The organism is Sphingomonas sp. GCM10030256, assembly GCF_042666415.1.
Taxonomy (GTDB): Bacteria; Pseudomonadota; Alphaproteobacteria; order Sphingomonadales; family Sphingomonadaceae; genus Sphingomicrobium.
Genome location: NZ_JBHTDI010000001.1, coordinates 1,465,363 through 1,482,093, shown reverse-complemented (window position 1 = coordinate 1,482,093; position 16,731 = coordinate 1,465,363). Strand labels below are relative to the sequence as shown.

The window sequence follows — 16,731 nt, the reverse complement described above, 5'->3', positions numbered from 1 at the left end:
TGGACCTCAGCCAGCTTGAACCATTTCGCAAGCGTCTCACCCCCAAGCGGCACGCGGTAAGTCGGCTGAAAAGAAGCGCCGGACGCGTTTGGTTCGATCATCTGGCAAGTAGTGGGCGTAGTGCCTTAGAATCATCTCCTGGGTGTCTTGGAGGGCGTCTGCAGCAAGCCCTACATCAGCCGTCATTTTCAGGATGTGGGTGGCCGTGATGTCCCGGACGGCATGCAAGCCGAAACGCTCGACACCCATGATGCCTGTTCCGGTGACCTGATGGTGAACCAGATAACGCCATGTGAGTTCTTGGAACTCTTGGTAGAGAAGGTCATCAGTTCGTCTGGACCCTCCATTCGAAACAAAGAGCCAGTCTTTATAATCGCCCAGCACCTTTCTTGATACCATCACGTATTCGTTGATGATCTCGTTGTCTTCTGGTTCAAGAGAGCAGCTATACTTTGCCTTACGAACGCCAAAGAATGATCCATCCTCATTCTTAAACTCGTGCGCTGGTATCTCTATCTTCCAAACTCCACCGTCAAACTTCAGCTTTCCGCGGTTATCTGCACGATATGTGATTTCGCCGAGGTTCTTACGTCGCAACGCCGTACGCACGGCAATGAGGGCCAAGACGAACGATCGTACTGCGATCGCGCGAGTAGTAGCTGGAGTAGATTCCCGATCCGGAAGGTCGTGATATGCCAGCTCAAGCATCGTGTAGAGTGCGTCCAGTGGCCTATCAGACTCAAGGATCGGTAGAATAGGTTCGAAGGGATCCCGAGTTGGGGCGAACCGTTCGTTCTGCCCTAAGAAGATTTGCCAGACTTGAGAATTCGCTGCTGAGACCGCCAGAGCCCAGCCTTCCGGAGTTTGCATGTCGGTGACTTCAACGCTCGTAAGAAGACCTTCAACCGCCCGAAGCCGCTCTGCAAGCGCTGATTTGTAATGCAGATAGCCCTTCACAGGCTCGATGTGCACTCTGACCTTCTTCTCCCTGGCAGTAAGTGACCCCAAGAGCGCAAGGTTCACGCGAGCACCCAGATTTAGCCCTTTCGGGTAGCGCTGTGCCAACCACCGACTGTACCAACGAACAACTTGTGGCGAGATAAGGTGAGCAAGACACAGTTGCTCAGGATTAAGCCCCAACCCACCGTCTTTGGGGCTTAAAGTCATTGCACTGAAGAGCTCGCGGAGGGTGGCGATACTCCGGTCTACCGTCCCAGCCTTCCACGGCTTGCGACGTGGGTGCTCTGGTACTGAGGTGGTTTTGAAATCGACAAGCTCTGCGATTTCCTCTTTCAGCCCTGAGGGGAAGGGATGCAATTGCCAATGCTCAGCATCCCGCAGCTTCTGACGATGCTCGAGCTGGCCTTCCCATTCGAGGCGTATCTGCCGGCCGAATTCTTCCCTCTGCCCCTCAGGCATGTACGCGAAATTCAGGGGCAAGAACGGGCGAGCAGCCTTGCGGAGCACGTTGGAATCCAAAGAAGGTGGCCAGAACTCAGAGCGAATGTGACCACGCGTAGGCCGTACGATGCGCCTAAGCCGACCTGTCAGCGTTCCCACCTCGACTCCTAATGCGACTTCCAATCTCTCTACGACGCTAGTTTCGGTACGGAATGAATTTCGATCTTGCGCGATCCAGCCCCGGATTGCGTCGATATGCTCAAGGACGTTCGCGGAGCGAGCTAGCTCGACTATGTTCTTGAAGGGACTAGCCCTAAGAAGGGCCTGCACCGCCCCACCAAGTGTGTCCGGCAATTGTGTGCCTTGGCTGTCGATGACTCGACCGACGTACGCCTGCCACCTCTCGATCTCTCGTAGCCAGTGGCGCCGCGTGTCACGATTTTCGATTCGCTCAGCAATATTCCGGGCCTCATCTCGGCATCGTCGGACAAAGTCTTCGTGGAGACGATCTGCTTCGGTTGCTCCCCATTCACGAAGCAGATGCCGCAAAGCCCAGCGCAACCTCGCGACTGACTGACTTGACTTAGATCCTGATTCTAGCGCGAACCACTGGCCGCCTAGTTCGATCATCTCCTCGTAGGTTGGAAGGTCAGAAGTGGCTTTCTGACGATAACGGTCCAGCCCCACGCCCACGAGGAGCCCCGTACGATCTATGAGGGTACGCAACTCATCGTCTCGACTATTCGACTTCCAGCTCACACCGGCAGCCGAGCAGAGAGCGCGATAAGGCGGTTTGCCGGGTACGCGACTGGACTCCGGAAGCGGTCGATCGGCTTGGACAAAGGAATGGGTAAGGTAATCGGCGAGGCGGCGCACTCGGGCACTTGTTGCGTTGTCCGCACGACTACCTTCCAGCGTCCTCCGAGCGATATCATGATCTACGACGCCGATTTCATCGGCGAGGGCCAGGAGGAAGCTGCGATAGGGGAGCGCGGGGTTGGCGAGCTTGACGGCCGGCACATCGACGATGCTGCTTATCAGACTGAAGCTCGGAACATCCCCATTGAGAGGCACTCGCCCTCCGGAGCTACGCAGAGCGTCGGCCCAATTGAGCAAAGACTCCATAGCGTGGTCGAGCTTCTGCGATCGTATGTTCGATGGCGACCTTGCAAAGGAGGATTTGACGACGCTCGCCTCACAGAAACCAAGCTCTTTAACTAGATCGTAGAGGGCGACCCGTCCGCGCGAGGGGCGGCCATTGGTCATGCCGAACGACGCTGCGTTGGAGCTCACAAGGGACGCGATAAGCTCAACGTGAGGGCTCCCCGGATTGCGGGTTGATTCCGGCACAGCAAGTCCGCGCTCTCTGAGCAAAGCTCCCAGTTCCTGAACGCGATCGGTAATTTGCGCACGGACCGTGCGGCCTCTCAGGCCATAATCGGCAGATCGCGCAATTGAACCAGTAAGCATATCCATGGCGACATTGTCGCACCGTTTGCGACAGCAAGGCAACGTGTTTCTTGTGCGGCTTGTCCGACGCTTTCCCACTGAGCCGTACGGGCAAGGACTCACAGGCGATGCTCACGGGAAAAGCGTATCTTGAGTTCTTCAGGCCATAATCGTTGGTTTCTCGCGTCTCGTTGGGATCGATTTCTGCTTACTTGTGGCCTAGAAAGTCTTTCCAGGCAGCGCAGTTATGTCTGCGGGAAAGGTGCCACTGATGCAGCGGTCTTTCCTATGTCTCAGGGCTACACACATGCAACAACGGCCATAGTTCTGCCGTACGACGGTGAGAGAACGCCGCAGCCTCGCATCCGTATTAATACGGTGCCGGTGCAACAAGTATGGACAGCAGCGGCAACAGGCACACATGGGGGTGTGACGGAAGCCGAAATCGAGAACATGCAACATGGATTTGACTGAGAAACTCGACGCAATCCTTGAACACCCGAACGCGCCCCTGAGCCTGGCGCTGAGTGTCATGGGGAAGCGCGGCGCACCTGCAACCGAACTTATCAGCTCTCCCGTTGCACGTATGTCATTGTATCATAGCCTGGACGCCAACATGCTCAGCGCGCCATCGACCAGCCTGCTACGCGATATGCTGAAGATTATCATGCGTCTCTGCGAGCACGAGATCTTCCTTTCCGAGCGCGCGCAAGAACAGGCCTCCCCTGCACGAGAAGTCTACGAACTTTGCTGGGCGGTAATCATTAGATTGCGCAATTTGTAGCATCGTGCTAGCTACAGAATGCGACATCGAAGAGGCAGGGCACGTGACCAATCTTGGGGCCAAAAGTGATCCGGGAAAAACCGATCTCCACCGTCAGATGCAGGCCAAGCTCATACAGGACGAACTAAGCCGTCGCGGTTGGAACCAGTCAGATCTGGGCCGAGCCACAAAACTTCCCCGGTACACTATCAGCCGCATCGTGCGCGGTCAGATTCCTCTCAGCCGCGAGCATGCCAATCGCATCGCTATGGCTCTCGACTTAGATCCGACTGCTTTGCAGCAACTTTCCACCAGGTCAGCTTCGATGGATCTAACGGAGGGTGTGCAGTCGACGGCCCAGGCGGATGGATTGATCCGCATTCGCGTAAACGCGTTGGTTCAGCCGGGTATTCACCTCCTCGTTGAAGCTTTGATCTCGCACGATGAGCCCATCCGCGCTGATCGCATCTCTCATATTCTCAAGGCAGTCTACGAGCCCCTCCCTGATCGCAAGAAGACCTCTGGCTGATCATGAGTGTCCACCGGCCCTTCCCTGTCGCAATCGTAGATCTCGACCGCAAGGTCTCGAGAGCGCTGTCACGTGGGAAGGGCCTTACTCTCTCAGCAGATCAACTCGACATGCTGACGGAGATCGGTCTGCTGGAAAAGCTAGCACAAGCGAAAGCTGAGATTCTGAAAGAGCAAGCGAAATGTCGGCAAGCAAAGGCGGGATCTATCAGCGAGGTGAGTTCTGGCTCGATCTCGTCCGTGGCGCAGGTGGGAATCCAGCCAGCAGTAAATATTACATCTGGTGGTATGACCCAGCATCAGGGAAGCAACGGCGCAAGAGCACGGGCAAGAGCGACGTTCGGCTAGCCTGCGATGCCTTGGATGCGCACTACCTTGCGTGTCATAAACCGACAGCCTCGGATCAGCAGAGCTACACCGTTTCCGAGGCACTGGTGGACTACTACGTTCTCCATGGTCAGGAGCGGGCCAGCGCCGAGGCGATCAGAGCTCGGCTGAAGCTGATGAGCCGCTTCATCGATCATGAGGTCAAAGAGGGGCGGATCAAGGACCCCTTTCTTCCATCGCAGCTCAACAAAGCTTTCATCGACCGCTTCCGGAAGTGGGCACTCTCCGACCCCATCGTGACGCGGAAGAAAGACCAACTCGGGAACTGGGTTGAGGTCCCAGTACGGAAGCGCTCACCCGCAACAGCGGAAGAGGCGGTTATCCAGTTGAAGGCTGCGTTGAACCACGCCGTTGAACACGATCGGTTGTCGGTGGCGCCTAAAATAAAGCATCTCACCCGCGACGAAGTTACCCCGAAGCGCACTTACCGCCTCTCCGTAGATGGCTTGGCCGAAGTCCTCGACTTTTCGGCGACTGGCGCCGGCAGCTACTCCGCACACTCCGACCTTCTCATACCTCTGCGCCGGTATCTTGTTGGTGCCATCTGTACGATCGCTCGTCCTGATGCGGTGCTCGATATGAGCGTTTCTGCAAACCGTGGCCAATGGATGAAGCGAGAGCGCAGATACGACTTAAATCCCGCTCAGCGCATTCAGACCAAGAAGTATCGCCCCGTGATGCCAGTCACTGATACACTTCAAGACTGGCTGGACGCGACTGACGAATTCCTCGTCTGTCGGCACGCGTACAAGCCTGTTGCTGGGAGTGATAACGAGGAAGAAGCCCGTCAAATTCCGGTCTCATCAATTCGGTCGGGATGGGACACTATGAGTGACCATCTCAAGCTGCCTTTCGGCTGGGGACCAAAACTTGTTCGGCACTCTATGGCCACGATCCTGGCCAACCGTGGGGTCAGCATCTTCGAGCTTGAGATAGCGTTGGGTCATCGGCCACTAAGCAAGACGACGGATCGTTATGTCATTTTCAGCCCCGACTATCTCAGGACGATTGTTGGCGGTATCGAAGACGTGATCTTCGAACTTGCAGGCAAGTGCGGGGGAGCGCTTATTCCACCGCCTAGGCGCCGGCAGAAGCGCCTTCGTTGAGACCCAAACTGTCTTCAGGTTTGGCTAGTCATCCGGCCTCATCCACGTCCAAAAGGACCCCCAAGCCGACGTTCAGGGCCGCTTTGCCGCTTCCCGGTTTCGGACGCCCGTTCAGCAGGATCTAGGTGGGATCCTCATCCAGGGTTGCGACCCCCATCAGCGGATGCATGACGAACGTCCACCCGTTGCCGCCGACAATCATAAGGCGCAGCGACTGGCGATCTGCGGTGCCAAGCAGCGCCGCCGCTCCTGACGAAGCAGGCAACGTGACCGTTTTACCGTCCTGACGGATGCCGGTCGCCCAGCCAGGCCGTCCATCGCGGATCTCGGTGGCAAGGCGCTCAAGCGCTGTCTCGAGCGCAGTGCGCGCGCGGGGACCCCTGACCCACGCGTGGCCAGCAGGGACCAGATCCGGCGTAGCCACGATGCCTTGAGTGGAGACGGGACCTGGCTCTTCAGTCCGACTGCGGGATTTCTCTTTCGGTTGATCAAGAGGACGCACACCCTCCATGCTCATCAACCGGGCAAATTCGTCCATGGTCGTCCCTTCGATGGCTGCGCCGGGAGCGCACGCATTCGGCCCCTAGTTCCTCGAAATTGGGGTCGGCACCATTTTAGGCTCTTAAGGCTGACATTGGAACGCGAGCCGCTGATTAGATATCACGCACTGACCGTCTCTAACCGCCCTTACCGCGGGTCGTTGGGACGAGCCACAAGCCGACGTTCAGTGCCGCATCGCCGCTTCCCACAACCGGACGTACGTTCATGCGCGCCAATGTTAGGCACTGGCCTGTCTGCTCACGGAAGCTTCAGAGATTACTTTGCCATTGCAGCAGAATGGTCGGCCCAAGCCGCCGTCCACGGCTTCACATATCGCCGTTGATGTGTACTTTCGCCTGCGCTCGGGAACTTAGCTTTCGATGCGATCGCTTGCCGCCTTCGCAACGACTGCTGGCGGAGCATGCCTGTATGCCAATGAAAGAGAAGTACCGTTGCCTAAATTGCGGTGAGCGTTTCAAGGTTGATCTGTATTCGCCAGAAGAGAAGCGAGACGCTCAGCGAGAGGGTGTTCAGTTCTCGCAGATCCGCTGTCCGGGCTGCGGACGCAGTGATTACCGGCCCGGCTGGGACTGAGTTGCCGCTTGGAGGACTTTTTCGCTTCGACCCCTGTTCCCGAATTGGAACTTTTCATCAGCTTAGTCACGAACAGTTCTGAGAACGGGCGCGTCGCGCTCACATCCGAGAGATAAGAGCAGTGGCCCGATTATTCTTTTCCTATTCACATGCTGATGAAGCGTTGAGAGACCAGCTGGAGCGACAACTTGCCATGCTCAAGAGGCAGGGCATCATCGAGGCTTGGCACGATCGCCGGATTGGTGCCGGTAACGAATGGGCGACGGCCATCGATAATCACGTCGAGACGGACGACATTATTCTCCTTCTCGTTAGTCCAGACTTCCTTGCATCGGACTACTGCTACGATCGGGAAATGAATCGGGCGCTTGAGCGACACGATGCCGGCGAAGCGATAGTGATCCCGGTTATCTTACGGCCATGCGACTGGCATCACGCGCCCTTTGGCAAGCTTCAGGCTGTGCCAACGGATGGCAAGCCGGTGACCCTGATGCCAAACACTGACGCAGCCCTGCTGGAAGTGGCACAGGCGGTCAGAGATGCTGCTGGACGGCTGACGTCACGCGCTGGCGCACAGCCCGCCGGCGGGTTCGGAACAACTGCGGTCTCGGACGCTCTCAGCGTCCCGGCAAGATCCAGTAATCTTCGGCTCGCAAAATCCTTCACCGATCGTGACAAGGATCGCTTCCTATTGGAAGCATTCGAGTATCTTGCACGCTTCTTCGAAAGCTCGCTTATCGAACTCGGCAACCGCAACCCCGGGGTGGAAGGTCACTTCCGGCGAGTAGATGCCAATCGGTTCACTGCTGCCGTTTATCGACACGGCAAGGCCGAGGCGCGTTGCACGATCTTTATGAGTAGCGGCTTTGGTTCCAACAGTATCGGCTTCGCTCATGGAGAGACTGACCAGAGCAACAGCTTCAACGAGCAGCTGACGGTCGGCTCAGATGACCAAGCGCTATTCCTGAGTGCCATGGGCATGGCCTTTCACGGCCGAGGCCGTGACGAGCAGCTCAGTCTTGAGGGCGCTGCGGAGCTCTACTGGAGCATCTTCATCAGCCCACTGCAGCAACGCTAAGGATCTAACCTTGGACAAGCGGAAAGTAGAGACGCCTTTTTGTAGGCCCGTGAAGAGCTGCGGACAGATCGTTTTGCTTGAGGCCTGCCGTGGCTGAGGGAGGTCGTGTCCATGTGCCTGCCTCAAAGGGTGGAGAAATTATGGTTGTCGAAGGATTTGATCCGCGTTTTCCCGTGGGCCCAAACGAGCAGACGTTTGAGCAAGAGGGCACGATCTTAGTTGCGGTTGTTGATCGCACATACGGTGACTGCGGTGACGAGAAAGACTGGGGCGAGATGCGAGAGCGGTTTCGTCAGGATCTCGAAGCCAAGTTCAAGATGCGTTTTGAGGACGGCGACGTTGGTCCGGGCGCAAGTCTGCCAGCTTTTCTGACGCTGCTTGAGGTCGGGAAGGAGGTGCCGAACTGGGTTTGGTTCGCCGCCGCCTTCTTCGCGGGCGACCCCATTCAGAAGAATCTCGAGGCTTGGCCGAAGATCGCTGCAAGGCTCCGCCCTCTTCTTCGGATCCCAGCTTACCTCAACCGGCAAGGTGCTGCCGTCGTTGCGCTCCAGGCGATCACTGACGAGCTTGGGCGCGAACCGAAATCTTGGCGCCTCTGTAGCTACCGGATCATCACGGCTAGCGACCCGGAAAAGTTGGAGGATATGCCGCGAAGCACGACGATCACGGATCCCGCAGATACCCTTTACCTAGGCTTCATGAGCCACGTATTCGAAATCGAGGCCGACGGCTCCCTTTTTAGAGTGGGCGTAGACGGGAATGAGTCCAAGACGCTTCAACTTGGTCAGCGTGCTTGAGCTAGGTTAGGAGTTGGAGCTAAGACAGATGCTAGACCTAAGCCAAGTCACCTCTACGTCACTCTCCACTCAGCCACTGGGCACGCTTTTCCTGCCAGCGCATGAAGGGCAGCAGCGCTTCCTCGCAGGGCTGCTAAACAATAGACGCACGCTCGTCTGTCTTGACGGGCAGATACCCTTTTCGTTTGCGGACGAGTGGAGCCGAGCCCCAGGGGCCGCGATATCGGGCATTCGCTTCGAGGTCGATCATACGAGTATCGCCTTGGCTGACGAACTTCATCCCGCACGGGGAGCCCTGGTGATGATCGATGGTGCTGCCGCCATTATAGCCGGCAGCGCGGACGGCAGATCACGCACCTTTCCCATTCACTTGGAACCGGCCGAGCATCCGCGTGACATCAGGCGCGGAGACGTTGCCTTCACTTGCTGGCAGATCGTAACAGGTCCTACCGGCAGCTCCACTATTCTCTTCAGCGTGGACTTGACCGACCGTTAGCCATTGCGCTCCGTCGTCCACGCTGAGGCCTCTCCGGACGTCGACTTGGCTGCAGATCGACAGCACCAGAACGGTTCGGAGCGTCCACTCCGCACGACGAATGCCTTTTATCCGCCTGTGCGCAACCGAAAGCGGCCGTTCCGCTATCCACCAGTGGCAGGCATTCTGCTGAGACAGGCTACACAAGGGCAGATGGTATGCGAGGGTCAGATTGTGCTCAGTGAGGAATAGAACAGCAGTCTATTCCTCATTTCGGGCGCCAGAGATGAGGAATAGCAAGGAGCATCGCATGCGCGTTCAGATGATCGATCCTCCTGCCGGCTGGCGCTACGGCTTCCCCAAGCCGTACGTGCCTAGGAATAACCAAGAGCACCTGGACGACTGGCTGCTTGCCAACGGCTATCCTCAGCAGGAGGTTGATCAATGGCCAAATGGAGTGCCTTGCCGATTAAACTGGGTGGAAAGGGCTGACCCGAACGTCCGCTAAACCCTGTACGCTCCCGTAGCGGCCTTTCCGCTTGCCACCACCAAAAGGCGGGCGTGCGGTTAAGGCGGTTCGAACGTTCGGCGATTGCTGGCGCGCGACGGTCGACCTTCCGTCATATTGGCTAGGTCAAACGATGCTCGTCGTCCTCCATGTCCGAGTTAAGCCATTGGCATCTCGAACCAAGACGGGCAGGTTCGGACCTTGATCCGCGTTGCAGTCTCTGGGAGGGGACGACATGGTAAGTAAGCCGATCCCGGCCAAGCTACGCATAGCTCTACATCATAGGGTGCGCTTGCCAGCCGTAAGTCACGGTTCTGGTAGCATCAACTGGCGGTTTGCATCCTATCGCGCACTGTTGAATGCACTGGGCCACAACGATGGCATGGATGAGGCGATCGAAGTCGCTGTTCGCGACTTTTTGGACGCCGCAAGGGCTTCCAGAGATCCTACCGCTTACCTGCACGCGCGCGCAGCCGCACAAGGCGTCTCAGTCCTTGAGCTGGATATCGCGAGCTTACCGACACGAGCAGCCACGCTGTTTCTGGTCGGCGCCTACCAACAACTTGAGGGTTTTCTATACGATTTTGCTGAAGAAGTCGGCACCGTGGCCGGCTCGCCAGTTCGTGCGAGAGATAAGGGCGAGGCTCCACTTGATTGGGTGCTTGATGTCCTGCCCGGCGGTTTGGAGTTGAACAAGAAGCGCATCTGGATCGAACGCTTCATGATCCTCGACTACTACCGTTTAGCCCGCAATTATCTAAGCCATCCTCGCAAGAGCCGAGCGTCGCTCGCCGCTCAGCATGCCACTATCACATCGCTCGACCCGATTATCCGTGCCGCCTACGGTGTGCCTGCGCCTAGTGAGCCAGAAAAGCTGACTTTCGACGACTTCCTCCTGCTGACCCGAATTGTGAAATACGTTGCCACCGACCTTTGCCGGCTCGCGCAGCCGAGTGGCTCCAATTTAGTCGATCACGCAATCCGCCTTCAGCGCTCCGGCGAGCGGGCGCTTCAAGGCCTTCCTCCCGAGAGCACGAGTCCCGTGAAGCGCAGGGTCCGGATAGGTCGCTTCTACAGGGGCCGGTTCGGTTCATCAGTGGTACCTGTGGACCTGGATGCTATTGCTAAGGCTCTGCACTGAAACGGCAGAGGACTTGCATTCGGGAAGTGTGGGCACAAGCAGTTTGTGGCTGGCGAGGGCCGGCTTCTATAGTCCTCCAACGAGCCCAAGGCATCCTCAAAGGACGCATGCCGGCGTCCACTTCGTATGAACAGGCGTCGGCTATTCGCCTGCGGTCACTCGAAAGCAGCCGGTCCGCTTCCCACCAAAAATCGACGATTGAGTTTGAGCCAGCGCAACATCGGCAAGTGGCCGGAAGCTGCCCATCTGCTTTCAGCCGACGATCGCGGGAAGGGGACGGCGCTAATCCGCTCTTCTAGCTCACCCGGTCGGGCTAACCGGACCGTCAGTCCAGACTGGCTTGGGCCTGAGTTGGGAAAGCCGAACTGTGACTTGCGAGCCCCGGCGTCGAAGATGTGCCGGGGCCACATATGCTTTTCTGGCAGAAAATGAAGGAAAATCGACCTTTGAGCCAAACCGGATCCGGTTGAAGGAGGAGCGACAAACACAGAAAGTCGCCATGTCTCAGAATTGTCGCTTACGTTCCGCCACTCTCCTTCTTGTGACTGCCAGTCTCCTCGGCGGCAGTGCATCGGCCGCAGCCCCTCCGTCCTCGGCATCGCCGCAGGTTCAGAACCCACCGGCCGGAGGTCTTCCTATCGTCCACAAGCCAAAGCGTCCCGGCTCACTACCCGTCGTGGTCGTGGTCGCGCAGGACACGGCCGTCCTTTCAGACTTCGTCGTGCCCTATGGCGTGCTTGCACAGTCTGGAGCCGCAAAGGTCATCGCTGTGAACATGAAGGCTGGCCCTTTAAAGGCTGGCCCCCTTACTCTCCTACCCGACATGACTGCAGCCGAGTTCGACCGGGCCCATCCGGAGGGAGCCGACTATGTGATCGTCCCCGCCACTGGGAACAAGCACAAGGAAGAAAGCGCTTGGCTGCGGACGCAGCACGCGCGTGGCGCGGCGCTGGTGTCGACCTGCGACGGCGTCGAGCTTTTGGCTGAGATTGGTGCCCTCGACGGACGCCGCGCCACCGGTCACTGGGCTTCGCTGCGCGATCGTCAGAAGCACTATCCGAGGGTCACTTGGCTGACGAACCTGCGCTATGTGGCCGATGGCGCGGTAGCCTCCAGCGCCGGAGTGTCTGCCTCGCTCCCGATCAGTTTAGCGCTGGTTGAGACGATTGCGGGACCTGAAGTCGCTCACGCCACCGCCGCGCGACTAGGCGTAGAGTCGTGGGGAGCCGCCCATGACAGCGACGTGTTCAAGTTGCGGCCTGGTGACCATTCCGTTCACAAGGCCAACATGCGCTTCAAGCGCAACGATGTCGTGGCGCTCGAAGTCCGTGATGGCGAGGACGAGGTAGCGCTGTCATTGTACGCGGAAGCTTGGTCCCGAACCATGCGGGATGAGGTGAGCGTGGTATCGGCCACTGGTGGCCCAGTGCGGCTGCGCGGAGGACTGCGCGTGCAGACGCAGGCGGCCTCCTCAGTGAAGCCGGACGTGCGCTTCGCATTAGGCGATTCCGTTCGTGCGGGCGCTGCCCTGCCTGCGGCCTTTGACGCGATAGCCCGGCGTCATGGCAGCGGAACCGCCCGCCTTTCAGCGCTTGCGATGGAATATCCGTGGGGCGACCTCGAGGCACCGCAATGACCTTGATAATTCGCTCAGTCGACCGGGCCGATCAAGTTCGCCCCCTCCTCCGACACGGCGGCCGTTCGCATGGAAACGGAGGACCATATGGCGTTGTCCTCGGCCTCTGATAACACAGCGTCTATGGCGGGGGAGGCAAGCGAGCCTGACGACTTGAGGCAGCCGCAACAGCCGTTGTCGGTGGTGCTGCTCGCCTACGACGGTATGAATCTGCTTGATCTTGCTGGACCACTTCAGGCGCTGACCACGGCCAATAGAAGCACGCCTCCGGATGGGCCGAGGCGGTACGAGACGATTGTGGCATCGGAGCAAGGTGGTCCGATAGATACCGGATCGGGTCTGCCAGTCGTCACCGTGCCAGCCTCCTCGCTAGCGAGCAGGCCAATCGACACTTTGATTGTGCCCGGCGGCTGCTCCGGGGACGAGTATCGCGTCGACACGGGGCTGCGCGACTTCATTTTGTCTCGGGCCGGATCGGTCCGGAGGCTCTGTTCGGTATGTACGGGTGCATTCTTGCTCGCAGCCGCAGGCCAACTCGACGGCAGGCGTGTGGCCACCCACTGGGCGTGGCTCGACAAGTTGAAGACCCGCCATCCTACGCTTGACGTAGATCCGGACAGCATCTTCGTTCGAGACGGCAATCTATGGACGTCGGCCGGGGTGAGTTCCGGCATCGATCTCACCCTTGCACTGATTGAGCAGGACTATGGTGCCCGGGTAGCGATCGATGCTGCCCGGCAGATGGTGGTGTTCATGAAGCGAGCGGGCGGGCAGTCCCAATTTAGCGAGCCCCTCGCCATGCAAACTCGCGACCGTGCATTTGCCGAGCTTCACGCCTGGATCGCAGCAAACCTGACGGCAGACCTGTCGGTTTCAAGGCTAGCTGAGCGCGCGAACATGGCGCCGCGAACCTTTGCACGGGTCTATACCGCCAAGATGGGACGCACGCCTGCCAAGACTGTCGAGTTGATGCGGCTCGAGGCCGCGCGTCACGCGGTGGAAGAAACAGATCTGCCCATGAAGAGCGTCGCTGTGCAATCAGGGTATGGCGACGAACAAAAGCTTCGCCGCGCCTTCCAACGGCACCTCGGTACAAGCCCAGCCACACATCGCTTGCGCTTTTCGAGCCACTCATAGGTGACCAAGGCTGGGCTTGAACGGCACCTTCTCGAAAACGCGCCATCAGGTCCGTATGACTGAGGAGCGCGCAAAGCCCTCGAGCGGGCTTCACATGGCGACGTCTGCTTTCTGCCGTGCGGTCACCCGAAAGCCGCCGTTCCGCTTTCCACCACCAACAGTCAGTCAGCCCGAGGAGTGAACTGCAATTGCGTTTACCCAGCGGTCGCTTCGACCTGGCCGGACGTCGTCAGTGCACCAAACGTCATACACATGGAGGCCAAGCGCCTCCAGACGATCCCGCAGCTCCGGCTCGGTGATGTCCGTGAAGAGGCGCCCGTCCACCAAGCGGTCGCCGTAGCCGAGCTTCATCGATAGATACCAAGCTCCATTAGGCTTCAGCGCACGAGCAAACCGCAGGAAAATGCCGTCGAGATCCGCGCGCGGCACGTGAAGCAGCGAGGCGCTTGCCCAGATACCATCAAAGGCCTCACGCCAATCCATCTCCGCGAAAGTTAGATGCTGTACGGCGATCCCAGCATAGGCCGAAGCCAACTTGGCCAATTCGGCTGATGCATCGAAGGCAGACACGTCATAGCCTTCATCGGAGAAGGCTCGCGCGTCACGACCCGACCCGCAACCAGCATCAAGGATGCGCCCCCCGGCTCTGACCTGTTTGAGAAAGCGGGCCCGTAATGGTGCAACGTCTGCACCAACGGTGTCTTGGAAGTAGGCGGCTGCAGTCCCGTCATAGAAGCTAAGTGACATCAGAAAACAGGCTCCGCCCGCGGCTTCGGCGTCCAGCCCGCAATCCGGTTTGTCACCGCTGCCGCATAGTTTTTCTGCAGGAACTTGGCACGGTCGCGCTCGCTGGCACCGGTCTGCGATAGCAGCGTTTCGCGAAGCGGATGGTGGCTCGTGATGAGGAACTCGTTACGCTTGTGTAGCCTCTCGACCAGCGGTTTGGCTGGAACCAGGTCGAACTTGCCGTTGGCACCACGATTACACGTCCGGCATGCCAATACGAGGTTCCAAACTCCATCTACGTTCCCGATCAAGTGAGCGCGAACTGCCCACGGGAAGAAATGGTCGACATCGGCGTTCATGTCTCCGGGCTCCGTTGTGATAGGAGCAAAACAATAAAAGCAGTGACCTTTTTGGTAGCCGTTCAGGGCCGACCGGGACGATGTAACTGTGATCCTCCGACCCCGCGCGAGCAGGTTTTCAGTGTGCCGATCGAATTCGACAAGCGAGCGGCTGAGCCCCACTTCCCAGGCAGTCTCGACTAGGCGCCAGCGAGCCTCGGTCTCGTGCATAAGGTCGTTTACGTAGGCGAGCTCTCCCAGCGCCCGCGCTTCGTCCGTCAGCCGGATGCCGTCGTGCGTCTTTCGCTCATCGACGAAGAAGCGACGCGAGATGTTACTGGGACCCAACCGATGAAAGGCATCGAGGACATTGTTGAACCCGAGTGCAACCGTCGTTGAGCGCAACTGATCGTCGCTAATCTCCCCGAGGTTCGCCTTGCGGCAGGCCTCGAGGAACCGGCTCGAACGGCTGGTGGCTTGCTTGGGCGCCAGCTGAAGATGCTCGCACACATTACGTGCAAAGGGGACAGCAAGGTCATCCAGCTTCAAGAGATCGTTCGGAACGGCGCGAAGCTCGAGCAGCGCTTTGGCGAGGGCAAATTTGTAGGTTGCGACATTTCGCCCGAACAGGACGATAGCACGCCAGTGATTCTCGATGGTGGGTCGGACTTCGAGAAAGGGGGTCATGACGGAGCGAACGTAAGCCTTTGAAGACCCTGATGCACTACCGAAGGCAGCGGCGCTTAGGTGCTAGGTTGCCGGAGGCATTCCGTCGATCGAACGTCTACTTTCTGCCGGTGCGTACCCGAAAGCAGCTGTTCCGCTTTCCACCAGCTGCCGCAACCCGGATGGCTTTCCTCTGAATGTGGGCGCCGGTTGGAGAGCGGACCTTCGTCAGCAGCTATGAAGGCCCCAGTAGCGCCACCACTTCTTGACGGTGCCAGTTTGCATCATCGCACAGCTAAGATCGAGGCCATCCTTACGGCGGCAGAAAGCGGCCACTCGGCCGTAAGTCTCACCAACCGCCCGGCACATCAAAACCTGCCCGCTTGCCAGATTGTGCAAAGCTGCTGTCGCAGCTTCAGCGGAGGCCACGGGGCAAGGGTGTCCAGGTCTGCAGGTGCCGTCACTTTCCCGCGCCGCGACCCCAGACAAACGCACTCTTGTACCATCAACACAGCGGAAGGTGTCTCCGTCCGTAATGTGCGCCACCTGGCAGGAGAAACCAGCAGTTGAAGCAGTCGCAACCGATCCCTCGGACGTGCGCCACACCGATTGTAAGTACAACCAACCGCTGCCGAACACTCCAAGGAACAAGAGAACCGCCAGCAGTAGGACCTGTGAATCGATGCGCTTAGTGGATCGGTTTCTGCGAAAGCTGGCTTGAGGCAACCTGTTCCTGGAGGATCGTGCGCCTCTACGCTTGAAGGCGGTAATGTTGCTGCTTGTTGCCTTCCTACTCACGCGCGCCACCCCTTTGCGTGATCATGCGATTGCACTCGACCAACCGCAATGGCCAGCTGCTCCATGTCCCACGGGAACAACCCGACCTTCATTGGAGGCATGCCTACGGCTAAGTGCGGGTGCCGCAGCTCCGGCGGGAGTGGCTGATGAAAACTTAGAAACTAAGAAAGGCGAAAGACCGCCGCGAGTGCGGCCAAAGCATTCGTACCGCCAAGTCGTTTTCGCAACGGTTTGAACTGCTGATACACGGGGCCTGTCGTCCTAATCGCCCAGTGGCATGTTCCACCACCGAGCTCCCCCACTCGGATTGCAAGCCTGCCAACGCATTCTCTGTCGCTCGAGAACGGTAACCCTCTCGCGAGGCCATCCTAACTTCTCAACGAAGGCATCGACCATGTCCTCTGGCTCGAAGGCATCAATCTGTCTGGAATTGTTCCAGCTTAACGCGCTTGCAGGTGCCAGTGCGATCACCTCCGATTCCAGGGCGAGAAGATCCTTCTTCTCCAGGGCCGGCAACGGAATGGCGACTGCACGGCAGTGCTCCCGTGCGAACAGTCTCCTCAACTCCTTGGCTACTGGCCCGTCCTTCGCACACGAGCCTGCATGGCGCCGGCTATGGAACATGCGGCCAGCATTGTAGGCGGACGAAAATTTGTGACTGTT

The 16,731-nt window shown here is 58.5% G+C and carries 13 protein-coding genes; 9 read left to right on the top strand and 4 right to left on the bottom strand.

Annotated features, from left to right (window positions below; all coding sequences use genetic code 11):
• Positions 1 to 36 precede the first annotated feature (36 nt).
• Positions 37 to 2,877 (bottom strand): hypothetical protein, encoded by a 2,841-nt coding sequence (locus tag ACFQPG_RS07370; protein ID WP_380811486.1) that lies wholly within the window; start codon positions 2,875 to 2,877, stop codon positions 37 to 39.
• A 433-nt stretch (positions 2,878 to 3,310) separates the two neighbouring features.
• Between ACFQPG_RS07370 and ACFQPG_RS07365 the strand changes: the two genes are divergently transcribed.
• From ACFQPG_RS07365 to ACFQPG_RS07355, 3 genes are all read left to right on the top strand, one after another.
• Positions 3,311 to 3,634: a hypothetical protein gene (locus ACFQPG_RS07365; RefSeq protein ID WP_380811484.1), complete on the top strand. Its 324-nt coding sequence runs from the start codon at positions 3,311 to 3,313 to the stop codon at positions 3,632 to 3,634.
• A gap of 43 nt (positions 3,635 to 3,677) precedes the next feature.
• The gene (locus ACFQPG_RS07360) at positions 3,678 to 4,142 is read left to right on the top strand and encodes a transcriptional regulator (protein WP_380811483.1); all 465 of its coding nucleotides are present in this window, start codon (positions 3,678 to 3,680) and stop codon (positions 4,140 to 4,142) included.
• 181 nt (positions 4,143 to 4,323) lie between these two features.
• Positions 4,324 to 5,634 (top strand): hypothetical protein, encoded by a 1,311-nt coding sequence (locus ACFQPG_RS07355; protein ID WP_380811482.1) that lies wholly within the window; start codon positions 4,324 to 4,326, stop codon positions 5,632 to 5,634.
• 121 nt (positions 5,635 to 5,755) lie between these two features.
• Here the strand turns inward: ACFQPG_RS07355 and ACFQPG_RS07350 are convergent, their stop codons facing one another.
• Positions 5,756 to 6,172, bottom strand: coding sequence for a hypothetical protein (locus tag ACFQPG_RS07350; RefSeq protein WP_380811481.1), 417 nt, complete (start codon positions 6,170 to 6,172; stop codon positions 5,756 to 5,758).
• Between the two features lie 717 nt (positions 6,173 to 6,889).
• On the opposite strand from ACFQPG_RS07350, the gene ACFQPG_RS07345 reads away from it, so the two are divergent.
• The 6 genes from ACFQPG_RS07345 (at position 6,890) to ACFQPG_RS07320 (ending at position 13,540) form a co-directional block, all read left to right on the top strand.
• The gene (locus ACFQPG_RS07345; RefSeq protein WP_380811480.1) at positions 6,890 to 7,846 is read left to right on the top strand and encodes a toll/interleukin-1 receptor domain-containing protein; all 957 of its coding nucleotides are present in this window, start codon (positions 6,890 to 6,892) and stop codon (positions 7,844 to 7,846) included.
• Positions 7,847 to 7,986: 140 nt separating this feature from the next.
• A complete protein-coding gene (locus tag ACFQPG_RS07340) occupies positions 7,987 to 8,643 on the top strand; it encodes a hypothetical protein (protein ID WP_380811479.1) in 657 nt (218 codons plus the stop codon).
• 785 nt (positions 8,644 to 9,428) lie between these two features.
• The gene (locus ACFQPG_RS07335) at positions 9,429 to 9,626 is read left to right on the top strand and encodes a hypothetical protein (RefSeq protein WP_380811478.1); all 198 of its coding nucleotides are present in this window, start codon (positions 9,429 to 9,431) and stop codon (positions 9,624 to 9,626) included.
• A gap of 382 nt (positions 9,627 to 10,008) precedes the next feature.
• The gene (locus ACFQPG_RS07330; RefSeq protein WP_380811477.1) at positions 10,009 to 10,767 is read left to right on the top strand and encodes a hypothetical protein; all 759 of its coding nucleotides are present in this window, start codon (positions 10,009 to 10,011) and stop codon (positions 10,765 to 10,767) included.
• A 499-nt stretch (positions 10,768 to 11,266) separates the two neighbouring features.
• On the top strand, positions 11,267 to 12,403 hold the full coding sequence (locus ACFQPG_RS07325; RefSeq protein ID WP_380811475.1) for a DJ-1/PfpI family protein: 1,137 nt from the start codon (positions 11,267 to 11,269) through the stop codon (positions 12,401 to 12,403).
• Between the two features lie 69 nt (positions 12,404 to 12,472).
• A complete protein-coding gene (locus tag ACFQPG_RS07320) occupies positions 12,473 to 13,540 on the top strand; it encodes a GlxA family transcriptional regulator (protein WP_380811473.1) in 1,068 nt (355 codons plus the stop codon).
• Positions 13,541 to 13,705: 165 nt separating this feature from the next.
• On the opposite strand, the gene ACFQPG_RS07315 is transcribed toward ACFQPG_RS07320, so the two are convergent.
• Together ACFQPG_RS07315 and ACFQPG_RS07310 are read right to left on the bottom strand one after the other, a co-directional pair.
• Positions 13,706 to 14,287 (bottom strand): class I SAM-dependent methyltransferase, encoded by a 582-nt coding sequence (locus ACFQPG_RS07315; RefSeq protein ID WP_380811471.1) that lies wholly within the window; start codon positions 14,285 to 14,287, stop codon positions 13,706 to 13,708.
• Positions 14,287 to 15,291, bottom strand: coding sequence for a hypothetical protein (locus ACFQPG_RS07310; protein WP_380811469.1), 1,005 nt, complete (start codon positions 15,289 to 15,291; stop codon positions 14,287 to 14,289). The genes ACFQPG_RS07315 and ACFQPG_RS07310 overlap by 1 nt, the downstream gene beginning before the upstream one ends.
• Positions 15,292 to 16,731: the final 1,440 nt, after the last annotated feature.